Annotated in this window: 15 protein-coding genes; 3 read left to right on the plus strand and 12 right to left on the minus strand. The window is 76.7% G+C overall.

Annotation, left to right across the window (positions count from 1 at the left end; translation table 11 throughout):
• Positions 1 to 13: 13 nt before the first annotated feature.
• On the minus strand, positions 14 to 658 hold the full coding sequence (locus tag QSK52_RS21345) for a response regulator (protein WP_285737714.1): 645 nt from the start codon (positions 656 to 658) through the stop codon (positions 14 to 16).
• On the minus strand, positions 655 to 1,896 hold the full coding sequence (locus QSK52_RS21350) for a sensor histidine kinase (RefSeq protein WP_285737715.1): 1,242 nt from the start codon (positions 1,894 to 1,896) through the stop codon (positions 655 to 657). The genes QSK52_RS21345 and QSK52_RS21350 overlap by 4 nt, the downstream gene beginning before the upstream one ends.
• Before the next feature lie 180 nt (positions 1,897 to 2,076).
• Here QSK52_RS21350 and QSK52_RS21355 point away from each other — a divergent pair, with 180 nt between their 5' ends.
• Complete coding sequence (locus QSK52_RS21355; RefSeq protein WP_285737716.1) at positions 2,077 to 3,129, plus strand: FtsX-like permease family protein; 1,053 nt, start codon at positions 2,077 to 2,079, stop codon at positions 3,127 to 3,129.
• Between the two features lie 29 nt (positions 3,130 to 3,158).
• Entirely contained in the window at positions 3,159 to 3,872 is a 714-nt protein-coding gene (locus tag QSK52_RS21360) for an ABC transporter ATP-binding protein (RefSeq protein WP_435053309.1), read from the plus strand.
• 82 nt (positions 3,873 to 3,954) lie between these two features.
• On the opposite strand, the gene QSK52_RS21365 is transcribed toward QSK52_RS21360, so the two are convergent.
• The gene (locus tag QSK52_RS21365) at positions 3,955 to 4,881 is read right to left on the minus strand and encodes an alpha/beta hydrolase family protein (protein WP_285737717.1); all 927 of its coding nucleotides are present in this window, start codon (positions 4,879 to 4,881) and stop codon (positions 3,955 to 3,957) included.
• Positions 4,882 to 4,983: 102 nt separating this feature from the next.
• On the opposite strand from QSK52_RS21365, the gene QSK52_RS21370 reads away from it, so the two are divergent.
• Complete coding sequence (locus QSK52_RS21370) at positions 4,984 to 5,553, plus strand: TetR/AcrR family transcriptional regulator (protein ID WP_285737718.1); 570 nt, start codon at positions 4,984 to 4,986, stop codon at positions 5,551 to 5,553.
• Between the two features lie 38 nt (positions 5,554 to 5,591).
• Here QSK52_RS21370 and QSK52_RS21375 read toward each other — a convergent pair whose 3' ends face one another.
• The 9 genes from QSK52_RS21375 to QSK52_RS21415 all read right to left on the minus strand — a co-directional run bounded on the left by QSK52_RS21375 (position 5,592) and on the right by QSK52_RS21415 (position 14,890).
• Positions 5,592 to 6,275 carry a GntR family transcriptional regulator gene (locus tag QSK52_RS21375; protein WP_285737719.1) on the minus strand — a complete coding sequence of 228 codons (684 nt, stop codon included), beginning with the start codon at positions 6,273 to 6,275 and terminating at the stop codon, positions 5,592 to 5,594.
• 105 nt (positions 6,276 to 6,380) lie between these two features.
• Positions 6,381 to 7,277, minus strand: a complete 897-nt coding sequence (locus tag QSK52_RS21380) for an ornithine cyclodeaminase family protein (protein ID WP_285737720.1) — start codon at positions 7,275 to 7,277, stop codon at positions 6,381 to 6,383.
• A complete protein-coding gene (locus tag QSK52_RS21385) occupies positions 7,274 to 8,284 on the minus strand; it encodes a proline racemase family protein (RefSeq protein WP_285737721.1) in 1,011 nt (336 codons plus the stop codon). Before QSK52_RS21385 ends, QSK52_RS21380 begins: the two co-directional genes overlap by 4 nt.
• Positions 8,284 to 9,663, minus strand: a complete 1,380-nt coding sequence (locus QSK52_RS21390; protein ID WP_285737722.1) for an aldehyde dehydrogenase family protein — start codon at positions 9,661 to 9,663, stop codon at positions 8,284 to 8,286. The genes QSK52_RS21385 and QSK52_RS21390 overlap by 1 nt, the downstream gene beginning before the upstream one ends.
• A 49-nt stretch (positions 9,664 to 9,712) precedes the next feature.
• Positions 9,713 to 10,720, minus strand: a complete 1,008-nt coding sequence (locus tag QSK52_RS21395; protein WP_285737723.1) for a proline racemase family protein — start codon at positions 10,718 to 10,720, stop codon at positions 9,713 to 9,715.
• A gap of 98 nt (positions 10,721 to 10,818) precedes the next feature.
• Positions 10,819 to 11,727: a dihydrodipicolinate synthase family protein gene (locus tag QSK52_RS21400; protein ID WP_285737724.1), complete on the minus strand. Its 909-nt coding sequence runs from the start codon at positions 11,725 to 11,727 to the stop codon at positions 10,819 to 10,821.
• A gap of 194 nt (positions 11,728 to 11,921) precedes the next feature.
• Positions 11,922 to 13,358, minus strand: a complete 1,437-nt coding sequence (locus tag QSK52_RS21405; RefSeq protein WP_285737725.1) for an NAD(P)/FAD-dependent oxidoreductase — start codon at positions 13,356 to 13,358, stop codon at positions 11,922 to 11,924.
• Positions 13,339 to 13,647: a (2Fe-2S)-binding protein gene (locus QSK52_RS21410; protein WP_285737726.1), complete on the minus strand. Its 309-nt coding sequence runs from the start codon at positions 13,645 to 13,647 to the stop codon at positions 13,339 to 13,341. Before QSK52_RS21410 ends, QSK52_RS21405 begins: the two co-directional genes overlap by 20 nt.
• Positions 13,648 to 13,714: 67 nt before the next feature.
• Positions 13,715 to 14,890, minus strand: a complete 1,176-nt coding sequence (locus tag QSK52_RS21415) for an NAD(P)/FAD-dependent oxidoreductase (protein WP_285737727.1) — start codon at positions 14,888 to 14,890, stop codon at positions 13,715 to 13,717.
• Positions 14,891 to 14,903 lie beyond the last annotated feature (13 nt).

Raw genomic sequence — 14,903 nt, forward strand, 5'->3', positions numbered from 1 at the left:
GTCGTGCGCGGCCTCAGCGTTGCGCGGTGCGGACCAGGCCGGCCGAGAGGCCCGCCGCGATGGCCGAGGTGCGGGAGTCCACGCCGAGTTTGTCGTAGATGTGCACCAGGTGGGTCTTGACCGTGGCCTCGCTGATGAAGAGCCGTCTGGAGATCTGCCGGTTCGGCAGGCCCTCGGCGAGGAGTTGCAGGATCTCCGTCTCGCGCGGGGAGAGCGAGGGGCGCCCGGCCCGGACGCGGCCGAGGAGGCGGGCGGCGACGGGCGGGGCGAGGACGGTCTCGCCGCGGGCGGTGGCGTGGACGGCGGCGGCGAGGTCCTCGGGCGGGGCGTCCTTGAGGAGGTAGCCGGTCGCCCCGGCCTCGACGGCGGCGAGGATGTCGGCGTCGGTGGAGTAGGTGGTGAGGACCAGGACGGCGGGCGGGTCGGGCAGGGCGGTGATCCGGCGGGTGGCTTCGACGCCGTGCATGCCGGTGCCCATCTGGAGGTCCATCAGGACGACGTGGGGGCGCCGGTCGGCGGGCAGCGCGGCGAGCAGGTCGAGGGCGGCGGCGCCGTCCGCGGCCTCGCCGACGGCGGTGACCTCCGGCAGGTCCTCCACCACGGCGCGCAGGCCGCGCCGCACCACGGGGTGGTCGTCCACCACCATCACCCGGATCACCGTCGCACCCCCGCGGAGGAGGACCGCCCGGCCCCCGACCGCACCCCGCCCGGCACCCCGTCGGGCCGGTCGGCGCGCAGCGGGAGCGTCGCGGCGACGGCGGTGCCCTCGCCGGGGGCGGACTCGACGGTGAGGGTGCCCCCGAGGGCGGCGATGCGTTCGTGCATGCCGTGCAGTCCGAAGGAGCCGGGGGCGGGTGCGGTGGCGGGGTCGAAGCCGGTGCCGTCGTCGTAGACGTCGAGGGTGACGGCGTCGTCGAGGTAGGCGAGGGTGACGGCGACGTGCGCGGCGTGGGCGTGCCGGACGGCGTTGGCGAGGGCCTCCTGGGTGAGGCGCAGCAGCGCGACCTCGGCCTCGACGGGCAGCGGGTACGGGTCGCCGTCGCGGTGGAAGGCGGCGTCCGCGCCGTCGGCGAGGCGGCGCAGGGCGTCGGTGAGGGTGGTGCCGTCGAGCGCGGGCGGGGTGTGGGCGTGGACGAAGCGGCGGGCCTCGGCGAGGTTGGCGGAGGCGGTGCGTTCGATCTCGTCGAGCAGCGGTGCGGCGTCCGCGCCGCCGCCGTCGGCGCCGCGGGCCTCGCGGGCGAGCAGGACGATGCCGGCCAGCCCCTGGGCGAGGGTGTCGTGGATCTCGCGGGCGAGGCGCTGGCGTTCGGCGAGGCGCCCGGCTTCGCGCTGGCTGGCGGCGAGTTCGTCGCGGGTGCGGACCAGGTCGTCGATGAGCTGCTGGCGGGCGCGGCTCTCCCGGTAGAGGGCGGCGTAGCCGTACGCGGTGAGCAGGGCGACGGCGAGTCCGGCGAGCGGGCCGATGACCTTGGCGGTGGTGAGGCCGCCGGGGGTGGTGGCCTGGGCGGCGAGGACGGCGGCGGTGAGGGCGGCGACGGCGGGCAGGGCGTAGCGCGGCGGCAGGACGTGCAGGCAGACGAAGTACAGCGGGAAGGCGAGGTAGCTGAACTCGGGGTGCTGGAGGGTGAGGGCGATCCACAGCGCGGCGACGGCGAGCAGCCAGGCGGCGCCGAGGGCGCGCGAGGTGCGGATCCCGCGCAGGACGCCCCCGGCGGCGTACCCGGCGGCGAGGGCCCCGGCGGTGGCCCACCCGGCCGGGCCGAGCGCCCCGTCGGCGGCGGCGCGGGCGAGCAGGACGGCGAGCAGGGTGAGGAACAGGCCGTGCACGGCGAGGTTGGCCAGGCGCAGCGCGGGCGTCGGGCCGGCCGGTGCGGCATGCGGTTCGGTACGGGGCACGCCTTCCGAGGGTACGGGGCGCCGGTCGGCCCGGGTGCCGCCGCGGCATCAACCGTTCGATGGATTTCCGGGTGCACCCCTCGGCGGGTGCGGGCTCCGTCCGTCTCCCCGATGGCAGCGGGGCCGCGCCGGTCCACGCTGGAACCGCCCTCCCCTCCCGCCCCCTCCGAAAGGTCTCCCGTGTTCGTCGCCCTGCGTGACATCCGCTTCGCCCGTGGGCGGTTCGCCCTGATGGGCGCGGTGGTCACCCTGATCACGACCCTGGTGGTGTTCCTGTACGGCCTGACCGGCGGCCTGGCCTCGGCGGCGTCCTCGACGATCGCCGGACTCCCGGCGGACGGCGTGGTGTTCGGCGCCCCGGCGGGTGCGGAGGCCGAGGTGTCGTTCGCCTCCAGCACGGTGTCGCCGAGCCAGCGGGCGGCGGTGGCCGCGGCGGGTGCGGGCGAGGTGCACCCGCTGGGGGTGGCGATGTCCCGGCTGACGGCGGACGGCGGCGCGGCCTCGGTGAGCGTGCTGGGCACCGACGCGGAGCTGCTGCCGCCGCTGGTCCGGGGTGCGGCCCCGGCGGACGGCGAGCTCGCGGTGGGCGCCGACACGGCCGCCGCGCACCACCTCGTCCCGGGCAGCCGGGTGACGCTCGGCGCGCAGGAGCTGACGGTCTCGGCGGTCACCGCGGAGCGTTCGCTCTCGCACGCCCCGAGCGTGTGGACCACCCCGTCGACCTGGCAGCGGGTCTCCGGCCAGCAGCAGCCCACCGCCCTCGCGCTGCGCGGCCTCCCGCACGGCCTGCCCGCCGACCTGAGGGCGGTGTCGCTGGACGACGCGCTGGCGGGCATCAACGGGTACGCGGCGGAGCAGGGCAGCCTGCAGCTGATCCAGGGCTTCCTGTTCGCTGTGAGCGCCCTGGTGGTGGGCGCGTTCTTCACGGTGTGGACGGTGCAGCGCCGTCCGGACATCGCGGTGCTCAAGGCCGTCGGCGCGTCCAGCGGCTACCTGGTGCGGGACGCGCTGGCGCAGGCGGCGACCGTCCTGCTGGCGGGTGCGCTGCTGGGCGGGGCGCTGGGCGCGCTCGGCGGGGTGTTCGCCTCCGCCGCGGTGCCGTTCGACGCGGGCGGCCTGACGGTGGCCGTCCCGGTGGCGGCGATGGTGCTGCTGGGCCTGCTGGGCGCGGCCCTCGCGGTGCGCCGGATCACCGCCGTCGACCCGCTGGCCGCCCTGGGCGCCAACCGATGACCACCCACCCGACCCCGGAAGGCCCCGCCGTGACCACCCCGACCCCCACCACCGCTTCCCCGCGCACCGGCACCGGCCTCGCCCTGCGCGCCGTGACGCTCAGCTACCCGGACGGCGAGAGTCGGCTGACCGCCCTGGACGAGGTCGAACTGACCGTCGCCCCGGGCGAGTTCACGGCCGTCGCGGGTCCGTCCGGCTCCGGCAAGTCCAGTCTGCTGGCGGTGGCCGCGACGCTGCTGCGCCCGGACCGCGGCGAGGTGCTGGTCGACGGCGTGGACGCGGGCGCGCTGGGCGAGCGCGAGCGCACCGCGCTGCGCCGCGAGCGCCTGGGCATCGTCTTCCAGCAGTCGAACCTGCTGGCCTCGCTGACCGCCGTCGAGCAGCTGCTGGTGCTGGAGTCGGTGCGCGGCCGCCGCCCGGCCCGCTCCCGCCGCCGGGCCGAGGAGCTGCTGGAGTCGGTCGGCCTGGCGGGCGCCAAGCAGCGCCGTCGCCCGCACCAGCTCTCGGGCGGCGAGCGCCAGCGGGTGAACATCGCCCGCGCCCTCTTCGGCAGCCCGTCCGTCCTGCTGGTGGACGAGCCGACCTCGGCCCTGGACCACGAGCGCGGCGCCCAGGTCGTCGAGCTCCTCGCCGAGGTGACCCGCACCCACCGCACCGCGACCGTGATGGTCACCCACGACCGCGAACTGCTGGGCCGGGCCGACCGCGTCCTGGAGATGCACGACGGCCGCCTGTCCGGCTGATCCCGGCCGACCCCGTCCGGACCCGCCCCGGGGAGCACCGGGCGCTCCGAGCCGGCTGCACCGAGCCGAACCCCTCCCGGACTCACTTGCCGGTGATGCTCCACGCGCCGTCCGCTGCCCCGCCGCTGCCGCCCGGAGCCAGTGCGGCCCACTCGGCGTCGCCGAGGCCGAGGGCCGCGCGGAGGTAGGCGGAGACCGCGTCGGCGAGGAGTGCGACGCGCTCGGGGTCCTCGTCGGTGGTCTCCGCGACCTTCTCCCCGGCGATGCCGCCCATGGTGTGCTCGGCCCCGGCGAGGGTGAGCAGGCTCTTGGGGGCCGGGCCGAGGTGGTAGGCGTCGGTGAACCACTCCGGCCCGCGGGTGGTGAGCTGCGACCGGTCCTCGTCCCCGGCGACGATCAGGGCCGGGGTGGTCATGGTGGAGAAGTCCGGCCTCATGAACGGGAGGTGCTCGGCGGCGAACGGGGTGAGGCTGTCGCCGGTCCCGGCCGCGGCGATCAGCGCGCCGGCCGACACCGCGGGGTGGGAGAAGTCCTCGCCGGGGACGCCGTCGGCGTCGAGCACCCGGGCGCCGAGCAGGGCGCCCGCGGTCTGGGCCCCCCAGGAGTGGCCGACCACGGCGGTGCGTCCGGGGTCGGCGCGGGTCGCCAGGTCGGCTCGGGCCAGGATCTCGCCGAGGTGGTCGAGGACGGCGTGGAGGTCGGCTATCCGCACCCGCCAGATGGTGGCGAAGCGCGGGTCGTCCCAGCCGATGGCGTGGCGGCGGGAGTCCAGGTGGGTGGGCTGCACCACGACGAACCCGGCGGCGGCCCACCGGTCGACGAGGGGCCCGTACCCGTCCAGGGACCAGGCGTTGCCGTGGGAGAAGACGATCACGGGCAGGTCCTCGCCCGACCGGGGGGCGGTGACCCTGACCTGCAGGTCGGTGCCGCGGCCGGGCGCGGGGACGGGGACGGGCTTGACCGAGACGATCTGCCGGTCGCGGGTGTGGGCGTGGGCGCGGGAGGACATGGGGGGACCTGTGCTCTCTACGGGACGGCTCTGCCATACTTTGGCGGAGCAACGTTCCGCCAACTTAGCGGAACATTGTTCCGCGAGTAAAGGGAGCCATCCGTGCCGGAGTCGGTCGGGGTACGCCAAGCACAGGCGCAACGCACGCGCCGCGGCCTGCTGGAGGCGGCCGCGGCGGTCTTCGTCGAGCAGGGCGTCCAGGCGCCGGTCCGCGACATCGCCGTGCGCGCCGGCGTCGGCGTCGGCACGCTCTACCGGAACTTCCCGACCCGCGCGGACCTCGTCACCGCCGTCTACCGGCACCAGATCGACGCCTGCGCCGCCCTCGCCCCGCAGCTCCTGGAGGAGTCCGCCTCGGCGTTCACCGCGCTGACGCGGTGGACGGACGCGTTCGTGGACTTCCTGGTCACCAAGCACGGCCTCGGCGCGGCCCTGGGCTCCGGGGAGGCGGGGCTGGAGAACCTCCACGCCCTCATGCTCGACACCCTGGTCCCGGCCTGCACCACGCTGCTGGACGCGTGCACCGCCGAGGGCGGGCTCCGCCCCGACGTCACCGCCTACCGGCTCATGCGCGCCGTCGGGAACCTCTGCATCACCGGCCCCGACTACGACCAGGCCGACGCCCGGCACATGGTCGCGCTCCTCCTCGCCGGGTGCCGCACCCCGGCCTGATCCACACCCCCGACCGCACCCCCCGGCCCGGCTGCGGGCTACTGCTGCACGGCGGCCCGGTCCCCGACCGCCCACAGGTGGCGGATGTGGCCGAGGTGGCGGGTCATGCACTCCTGCGCGGCCTCGGCGTCGCCGGTCAGCAGCACGTCGAGCAGTTCGAGGTGCTCCTCGGCGGAGGTGACGAGCTCGCCCTGCTGGTCGAGCCGGTTGAGGCCGTAGAGGCGCGAGCGCTTGCGCAGGTCGCCCACGGTCTCGACCAGCCGGGCGTTGCCGGCCAGGGCGAGCAGGTCGAGGTGGAACTGCCGGTCGGCCTCCAGGTAGCCGATCAGGTCGTGCCTGCGGGCGGCCGTGACGATGGCCTCGGCCTGCGGGCGCAGCGCCTCCAGCTGTTCGGCGGTGGCGGTCCGGGCGACCTGGCCGACGGTGGGGACCTCGATGAGGGCGCGGATCTCGGTGTACTCGTCGAGGTCCCGGTCGGAGAGCTCGGTGACCCGGAAGCCCTTGTTGCGGACGGCCTCGACCAGGCCCTCCCGGGCCAGGTCGAGCATCGCCTCGCGGACGGGGGTCGCGGAGACCCCGAAGTCGGTGGCCAGGGTCGGGGCGGAGTAGACCACGCCGGGGCGCAGCTCGCCCGAGATGAGTGCCGCACGCAGGGCGTGGGCGACCTGGTCGCGCAGCCGCTCCTGGACGGAGATGAGGTTGCGGGGCTTGAGGTCGGCCATGGTGTTCCTCCGGAGGTCCAATAGGGCCCCATTGTACAATGTCACGTTGCGGAGAGTGAATGCCCTGCGTGCGGTCGTCGCCGTCCGTGTCCGCCCGCCGGGGCGCTACCCCGCCGCCGCGTGCTGCGCCGCCGCCACCGCCAGATCCTGCCACGCCATGCCCACGCTCTTGAAGAACCTGGGTCGATCATGGCGGACGACGGCCCTCCCGGTGACCAGTTCGGCCAGATTGGTGAGCCGCTCGACCCCGGCCCCGGCCATCAGCAGGTCCCCGGCCTCGCGCAGCGCGACCTCCCGGGCCTCGACGAACAGGTCGGCGCGGCCGACCAGGTGGGCGTCCACCTCGCGGGCCCCCGGCTCGTGCGAGCCGACCGCGGCGACCACCGCCCGGTCGGGCACCAGGGCGCCGTCGAACAGCGGGGTGCGGGCGGTGGTGCAGCACACCACGAGGTCGGCGCCGGCGACCGCCCCGGGCGTGCCGACGGCCGCGTCCAGGCCGAACCCGGCGGCCCGGACGACCAGTTCGGCGGCCGGCCCCGGCCGACGGGCCACCACCGTGACGCGCTCCAGTCCGGGCAGCACGGCCCGCAGCGCCGCCGCGTGGCCGAGCGCCTGCGGCCCGGCACCGAACAGCACCAGGTGCCGGGCGCCGGGCGCGGCCAGCGCCCGCAGGGCCAACGCGGTGACGGCGGGGGTGCGCAGCGCGGTGAGCGCGGCCCCGTCCAGCAGGGCGAGCGGCTGCAGGGTGGGGCCGTCGAGCAGCAGGTACGAGCCGGTGATCCGGGGCAGCCCGGCCGCCGGGTTGGCGGGTGCCACCCCGGCGACCTTCACCCCGGCGTACCGCCCGGCCGCGGCGGGCATCAGCAGCAGCTCCCCGGCCGGGACGGGCACCCCCGTCCGCGCCGGGCAGCCCTCCACGTCCAGCCCGTCCAGCAGGGTCCGCTCCAGCGCGCCCACGGCGGCCGGGAAGTCGAGCGTCAGCTCCAGCTCCGGGACGGTCACAGCAGGAACCCCGCGCCGAGGACGTCCTCGCCGTCGAGGACGAAGCGGTGCTCGCCGGTGCGGTGGGCGGTGCCGGTGACCTCGGTGACCACCCCGCCGTCCTGCCGTTCGCGGACCCGGCCGGTGAAGACGGTGCCGATGATCGAGTCGTGGCGCAGGGCGCGGTCGCCGCCGAGGGCGCCCTCGTCGGCGAGCAGGGCGAGCCGGGCGGAGGTGCCGGAGCCGCACGGGGAGCGGTCGATCTGGCCGTCGGCGAAGACGGTGACGTTGCGCTGGTGCGGGCCGGTCGGCGTGTCGGGCAGCTCGTCGTACAGGATGACGCCGTAGACGCCGTCGCGGTGCCCGGCGAGCGCCTCGTGGCCCTCCAGCGCCGCGCGGACCTCCCGTCCGGCGGCGGTGAGTTCGGCCAGCCGGTCGGGGACGACGGACAGGCCGAGCGCGGCGGCGGGCAGCGAGGCGTACACCGCGCCGGAGTGCGCCAGGTCGACGGCCACCGGGCGTCCGCCGACGGCCAGTTCGACCTTGCGGGCCAGCACCCGGGTCGGCACGTTGCGGAAGGTCACGGCGGTGGTGCGGCCCCCGCTGCGGTGCACGGTGGCGCTGACCCGGCCGGAGGGGACGTCGATGCGCACCAGCGCGGTGCCGTCCTCGGGGGCGCCGACCAGGCCGGTGTCCACCGCCCAGGCGCCGAGCGCCATGGTGCCGTGGCCGCACGCGGTCGAGTAGCCGTCCTTGTGCCAGAACAGGACGCCGAAGTGCGCCCCGCCGTCGTCCGCGGGGACGACGAACCCGCCGTACATGCCGGCGTGCCCGCGCGGTTCGCGGGTCAGCAGGCGGCGCACGTCGTCCAGCGCGCTGGGGCGCGGCGAGGTCGCGGTGCCGCCCGCGCCGATCGCGATCGAGCGGCGTTCGGCGACGGTGTCGCCGGGCACCGGCGGCAGGCCCGCGACGACGATCCGGAACGGCTCGCCCGCGGTGTGGTAGTCGGTGGTCGAGATCTGCTGCATCAGTGCTCCCCGGCGGGCAGCACGCTGACGGTGCGCGAGGCGGTGTAGAAGTCGAGCGCGGCCCGGCCCTGCTCGCGGGAGCCGTACGAGGCGCCCTTGGCGCCGCCGAACGGCAGGTGGAAGTCGACGCCGCTGGAGGGCGCATTGATCCGGATCATGCCCGCGTCCAGCCGGTCCGCGGCGGCCAGCGCCGCGTCCAGGCTGCGCGAGTGGACGGAGGTGGAGAGGCTGTGCCGGGTGTCGTTGGCCAGCGCGACGGCCTCGTCCAGGTCGGCGGCGGGCAGCAGCACGGCGACGGGGCCGAAGAACTCCTCGGTCAGCAGCGGGTGCCCGGCCGGGACGCCCTCCACCAGGGTCGGTTCCAGGAACCAGCCCGCCCGCTCGGCCCGCGTCCCGCCCGCCAGCACGGTCGCGCCGCCCGCGCGGGCGGTGTCGATCGCGTCGGTCAGCCGCTCCAGCGCCTGCCGGTTGATCACCGGGCCGCAGGAGGTGCCCGGCGCGGACGGGTCGGCGGCCGGGGTCCGCTCCAGCGCCTTCGCCAGCGCCTCGGCCAGCGGCTCGTACGCGTCGCCGACGGCGATCACCCGGCTGGTGGCGGTGCACTTCTGGCCCGCGTAGCCCGCGACGGCGTTCGCCAGGTGCGCGGCGGCCTGCGCGATGTCGGCGTCGGGCAGGACGAGGGCGGCGTTCAGGCCGCCCATCTCGGCCTGCACCGGGACGCCGCGCCCGGTCGCCCCCGCGATCACCGAGCGGCCCACCGCGGTCGAGCCGGTGAAGGAGACCACGTCGGCGCCGTCGATCAGTGCCGTCCCCGCCTCGGCACCGCCCGGCACCACCGTCAGCACGCCCTCGGGCAGGGCCGCCAGCTCGGCCAGCCGCAGCGCCACCGCGACCGCCTCCGAGGACGGCTTGAGCACCACCGCGTTGCCGACCGCCAGCGCGGGCGCGGCCTTCCAACTGGGGATCGCCAGCGGGAAGTTCCACGGCGTGATCAGCCCGGCCACCCCGTACGGGCGGCGGCGGGTCAGCAGCAGGCCCGGCCCGGCGGCGGGCTCGTGCACCTCGCCGGAGGGGGCGAACGGCGCCTGCGCGTAGTAGCGCCAGATCGCCACCGTGCGGGCGACCTCGCCGCGGGCCTCGGCGACCGGCTTGCCGACCTCCCGGACGACCAGCTCGACCAGTTCGTCGGCGGCCCCCTCGATCGCCGCGGCGGCGGCGGTGAGTGCGAGCGACCGCCCGGCCGCCCCCAGCGCCCACCAGCCGCGCTGCGCCCCGCGTGCGCCCGCGAGCGCCGCCGCGACGCCCTCGGCCCCGGTCGACGGCACCGAGACGACCAGGTCGTCGGGGTCGGCGGGGTTGTACGAGTCGATCGTGGTCATCGGATCAGAGCCTTTCGCAGAGGGGGAACCGGGGGCGCGGGTGGCCGCGCTACAGCAGGAAGCCGGTCGGGAACGGGTCCGTCGGGTCGAGGAAGTACTGCGCGGTGCCGGTGACCCAGGCCCGGCCGGTGACGGTCGGGACGACGGCGGGCAGTCCGGCCACGGTGGTCTCCTCGACCAGGCGGCCGGTGAAGGTCGTCCCGATGAAGGAGTCGTTGCGGAAGTCGGCGCCGATCGCCAGTTCGCCGCGCGCGTGCAGCTGCGCCATCCGCGCGGAGGTGCCCGTCCCGCACGGCGAGCGGTCGAACCAGCCGGGGTGGATGGCCATCGCGTGCCGCGAGTGCACCGCGTCCGAGCCGGGCGCGAGCAGTTGGACGTGGTGGCAGCCCTGGATGGTCGGGTCCTCCGGGTGCACCGGCCGGTGCTCCTCCGAGGCGTTGATCGCGTCCATCACCGCCAGCCCGGCGGCCAGGATCTCGTCCTTGCGCCCGCGTTCGAACGGCAGCCCGAACTGCTCCAGCGGCAGGATCGCGTAGAAGTTGCCGCCGTACGCCAGGTCGTAGCCGACCGTCCCGTGGCCGGGCACCGCCAACTCCCGTCCCAGCGCGACCGCGTACGAGGGCACGTTGCGGATGGTGACGGCGACCGCGGCCCCGTCCTGCACCCGGACGTCAGCGACCACCAGCCCGGCGGGGGTGTCCAGCCGCACGGTGGTGACCGGTTCGACCACCGGCACCATGCCGGTCTCCACCAGCACGGTGGCCACGCCGATGGTGCCGTGGCCGCACATCGGCAGCAGCCCGGAGACCTCGATGTACAGCACCCCGAAGTCGGCGTCCGGCCGGGTGGGCGGCTGCAGGATCGCGCCGCTCATCGCGGAGTGGCCGCGGGGTTCGTACATCAGCAGCGTGCGGAAGCCGTCCAGGTGCTGCTGGAAGTGGGTGCGCCGCTCGGCCATGGTGGCGCCGGGGATCGTGCCGAAGCCGCCGGTGACCACCCGGGTGGGCATGCCCTCGGTGTGCGAGTCGACGGCGTGGAAGACGTGACGGGTCCGCATCGCGGTGCTCTCCAGTCAGCTGGCAGGGGTCGGTCCGGGGCGTGCGGGGTCCGGACCGGCTCCCCCCGGGGCCGGTCCGGACTCCCCTCGCCGGGTGGTTACTTGTGGCCCTCGGCGAGCGCCTTCTCGGTCGCGGCGCGCACCGCGGCCTCGATCTCCGGCACCAGCGGCAGGCGCGGGGCGCGGGTCGGACCGCCGGGGCGGCCCGCGATGTCCATCGAGAGCTTGATGGACTGCACGAACTCGGTCCTGGAGTCCCAGCGCAGCAGCGGGTGCAGCGACTTGTAGAGCGGGACGGCGGTGGCCAGGTCGCCGGAGACGGCGGCGTGGTACAACGCGGAGCTGGCCGCGGGCAGCGCGTTCGGGTAGCCCGCGATCCAGCCGACCGCCCCGGCGATCGCCAGCTCCAGCAGCACGTCGTCGGCGCCGATCAGCAGGTCCAGGCCCGGGGCCAGCTCGCCGATCTCGTAGGCGCGGCGGACGTCGCCGGAGAACTCCTTGACCGCGACGATCGAGCCCTCCGCGTGCAGCTGCGCCAGCAGCGCGGGGACGAGGTCGACCTTGGTGTCGATCGGGTTGTTGTACGCGACGACCGGCACCCCGACCTTCGCGACCTCGGCGTAGTGGGCCCGGACCGCGGCGTGGTCGGCCCGGTAGGCGTTCGGCGGCAGCAGCAGCACCGAACCGGCCCCGGCCTCGGCAGCCTGCTCGGCCCAGCGGCGCGACTCCGCGCTGCCGTACGCGGCGACCCCGGGCATCACCCGGGCCCCGTCCCCGGCCGCCTCGACGGCGGTGGTGACGACCTTGGCGCGCTCCTCCGGCGTGAGCGTCTGGTACTCGCCGAGCGAGCCGTTGGGGACGACGCCGTCGCAGCCGTTGTCGATCAGCCAGCGGACGTGCTCGGCGTAGGCGTCGTAGTCCACCGTGAGGTCGTCGCGGAAGGGCAGGGTGGTGGCGACCATGATGCCGCGCCAGGGTCGGGCGGAGTCGTGGGGGGTGCGGGTCATGGGGGTCTCCCTCGATATGATGTGTGACATTTTACAAGTGGGCGAGCCGGGTCCACAAGGGCCCCGCCCACCCGGACCGACGTCCGGCCCCGGCCTCCCGACCGGAACACCGGACACGCCGACGGCACGCGCGGCGCCGGTCGCACCGGCAGCACCGGCCGGAAGGGCGCCCGCCGGGCCCGGCCCGCCGACCGCTAGGCCGGGCCCGACTCCGGCCCGGGATCGGCCAGTTGCGCCAGCGGCACCGGGCAGGAGAGCGGCCGGCCGTCCGGCCGCCCGGCCCCGCCACCGGACAGGCAGGCCACCGCGGGCCCGCACATCCGGCCCTGGCACCATCCCATCCCGGCCCGGGTGAGCAGCTTGACCGTCCGGGCGTCACCGGCGCCGAGCTCCGCCACGGCCGCCCGGACCTCGCCCGCCGGGACCTCCTCGCACCGGCAGACGTCGGTGTCGTCGGTGACCCAGCCGGTCCAGTCCGGCCCGGGCGCGTGCGCGGCGGCCATCAGCGCGGCGAACGCGCGCCGTCGCCGCCGGACGGCGCGCTCCCGGGCGGGCGCGGGGCGCCCGGCCACCGCGTGGGCGGCCAGCACGCCCTCGGCGAGCGCCAGGTCGGCGCCGCCGACGCCGCAGGTCTCCCCCGCGGCCCACAGCCCGGGCACGCTGGTGCGCTGCTCGGCGTCGACCGCGAGGGCGACCGCGCCGTCCGGCCCGGTGACCGTCGCGGCGCCGAGCTCGGTGGCCAGTTCGATCTGCGGGACGAGCCCGTGCCCGATCGCCAGCGCGTCGCACGCGATCCGCCGCTCGCTGCCGGGCACCGGCTTCCACCGGGCGTCCAGCCGGGCCACCGTGACGGCGGTGACCCGGTCGGTGCCGTGCGCCTCGACCACGGCGCTGCTGCGGCGCAGCCGCACGCCGTGCCGCAGCAGCCGGGCGCCGTGCGCGGCGCCCTCGGCGAGCTTCCCGGGGTTGCCGGCCAGCACCGGCAGCCCGCGGGCGTAGCCGAGGTACGAGGTGGCCTCCACGATCGCGGGGACCTCCGCACCGGCCGAGACCAGCGAGGAGGCGGCGGCCAGCAGCAGCGGGCCGCTGCCGGCGACCACGATCCGCCGGCCGGGCAGCGCCAGGGAGGACTTGAGCACCGCCTGCGCGCCGCCCGCGGTCACCACCCCGGGCAGCGTCCAGCCGGGGAAGGGCAGGTGCCGCTCGTGGGCGCCGGTGGCCAGCAGGACGGCGCGGGCCAGGACGGTGGCCCGGTCGCCGGCCCCGGGACCGCGGGTGGCGTGCAGGCGCCAGGGGCGCTCCTCGTCGCCGGGGACGCCCGCCTCGGCCGCCCACACGTGGTGGCCGGGCAGGTGGTCGACCAGCGGCCGGGCGGCCAGCCGGGCCCGCAGCCGGGCGAACGCCGCCCAGCCGTGGTGCAGCTTCTCCGGCCGGGCCGCGCCCAGTTCGGGTGCGGGGTGCCGGTAGTACTGGCCGCCGGGGCGGCTGCCCGCGTCCACCAGCGCGACCCGCAGGCCGAGCCCGGCGGCGGCGTCGGCCGCGGCCAGTCCGGCGGGGCCCGCGCCGATCACCGCGAGGTCGTAGCAGCGCCCCCGGCGGCCGCCGGACGGCTCAGACTTCGAGGTCGGCACGGCCGTGGCCCTCCTGGGTGGTGACGGTGTCGCCGTGCTCGGCGGGCAGCAGGCACAGGCGCTGGTTGGGGCGGCCGTTGACGGTGGCCAGGCAGTCGAAGCACTGTCCGATCCCGCAGAACGCGCCGCGCGGGCGGCCCCCGCGGCGGGTGGTGCGCCAGGCGAGCACGCCGTCGGCCCACAGCGCGGCGGCCAGCGTCTGCCCGGGCAGCGCGGACACCGCGCGCCCGTCGAACAGGATGGTGCGGGCGGGGCCGGGTTCGGCACCCACCAGGTCGAGCGGGTCCATGGCTACTCCTCGCCTTCGGCTGTCTCGTACCGTGCGGTCCGGCCCCGCCCCGGGGCCCCGGCCCCGCTCACGACTCCCCCTCGGCGTCCTCGAGGCGCTCCGCGCCCTCGAACCGCTCGGGGCGGAACGGCGCGAGGTCCAGCTCCGGTTCCTCCCCGAGCAGGCGGCGGCTGACCAGCAGCCCGGTGGCGGGCGCCAGGCCGATGCCCGCGCCCTCGTGCCCGCAGGCGTGGTGCAGGCCGGGGACGCGGGCGTCCGGGCCGATCGCGGGCAGGTGGTCGGGCAGGTAGGGGCGGAAGCCGCGGTAGGCGCGCTGGACCTGGACGGTGCGCAGCACCGGGAAGAGCGCGGCGGCCTGGGCGGCGAGCCGGTGCAGCACCCCGGGGTCGAGGGTGCGGTCGAAGCCGACCCGCTCGCGGCTGGCGCCGATCAGCACCGGCCCGGCGGGGGTGCCCTCGACCACGGCGGAGGACTGCAGGTCGGCCGAGCCGGAGGCGACGTCGGCGACGTAGTCGGCGGCGTAGACCTTGTGCCGGACGATCCGCGGCAGCGGTTCGGTGACGAGGACGAAGCCGCGCCGGGGCAGCACCGGCAGCCGGACGCCGGCCAGTGCGGCGAGTTCGCCGCCCCAGGTGCCCGCGGCGTTGACCACGGCGGGCGCGGCGAGCTCGCGGCGCCCGGTGACGACGCCGGTGACGCTGCCGCCGGGGCCGCGCAGCAGGCCGGTGACGGCCTCGCCGAGGTAGCGGTCGGCGCCGGAGGCGCGCAGCAGGTGGGCGGCGGCGAGGGCGGGCTGCACCTGGGCGTCCTGCGGGTACAGGTAGCCGCCGGGCAGGCCCTCGGCCAGGTGGGGTTCGAGGGTGCGCAGTTCGTCGGCGGCGACCGGGAGGGCCTCCACGCCGACGGCGCGCTGCTGCGCGGCGAGGCCGTGCAGCAGGTCGGTCCCGGCGGGCCGGGTGGCGACCACCAGGCCGCCCTTGGGCTCGTACTCGACGCGGGCGCCGAACTCCTCGGCGAGCTCGCGCCACAGCCGGGTGGAGAGCAGGGCGAGGTCGAGTTCGGGGCCGGGCTCCTTGTCGGAGACCAGCAGGTTGCCCTCGCCCGCGCCGGTGGTCCCGCCGGCCACCGGCCCGCGGTCCACCACGGCGACCTTCAGGCCGGAGCGGGCCGCGTAGTAGGCGCAGGCGGCGCCGACGACACCGGCGCCGACCACCACGACGTCGTAGGGGGTTCGCTTGAGCACGTCAGTAATATGT

The sequence above is a fragment of the Kitasatospora phosalacinea genome, assembly GCF_030268885.1.
GTDB classification, from domain to species: Bacteria; Actinomycetota; Actinomycetes; order Streptomycetales; family Streptomycetaceae; genus Kitasatospora; species Kitasatospora phosalacinea_C.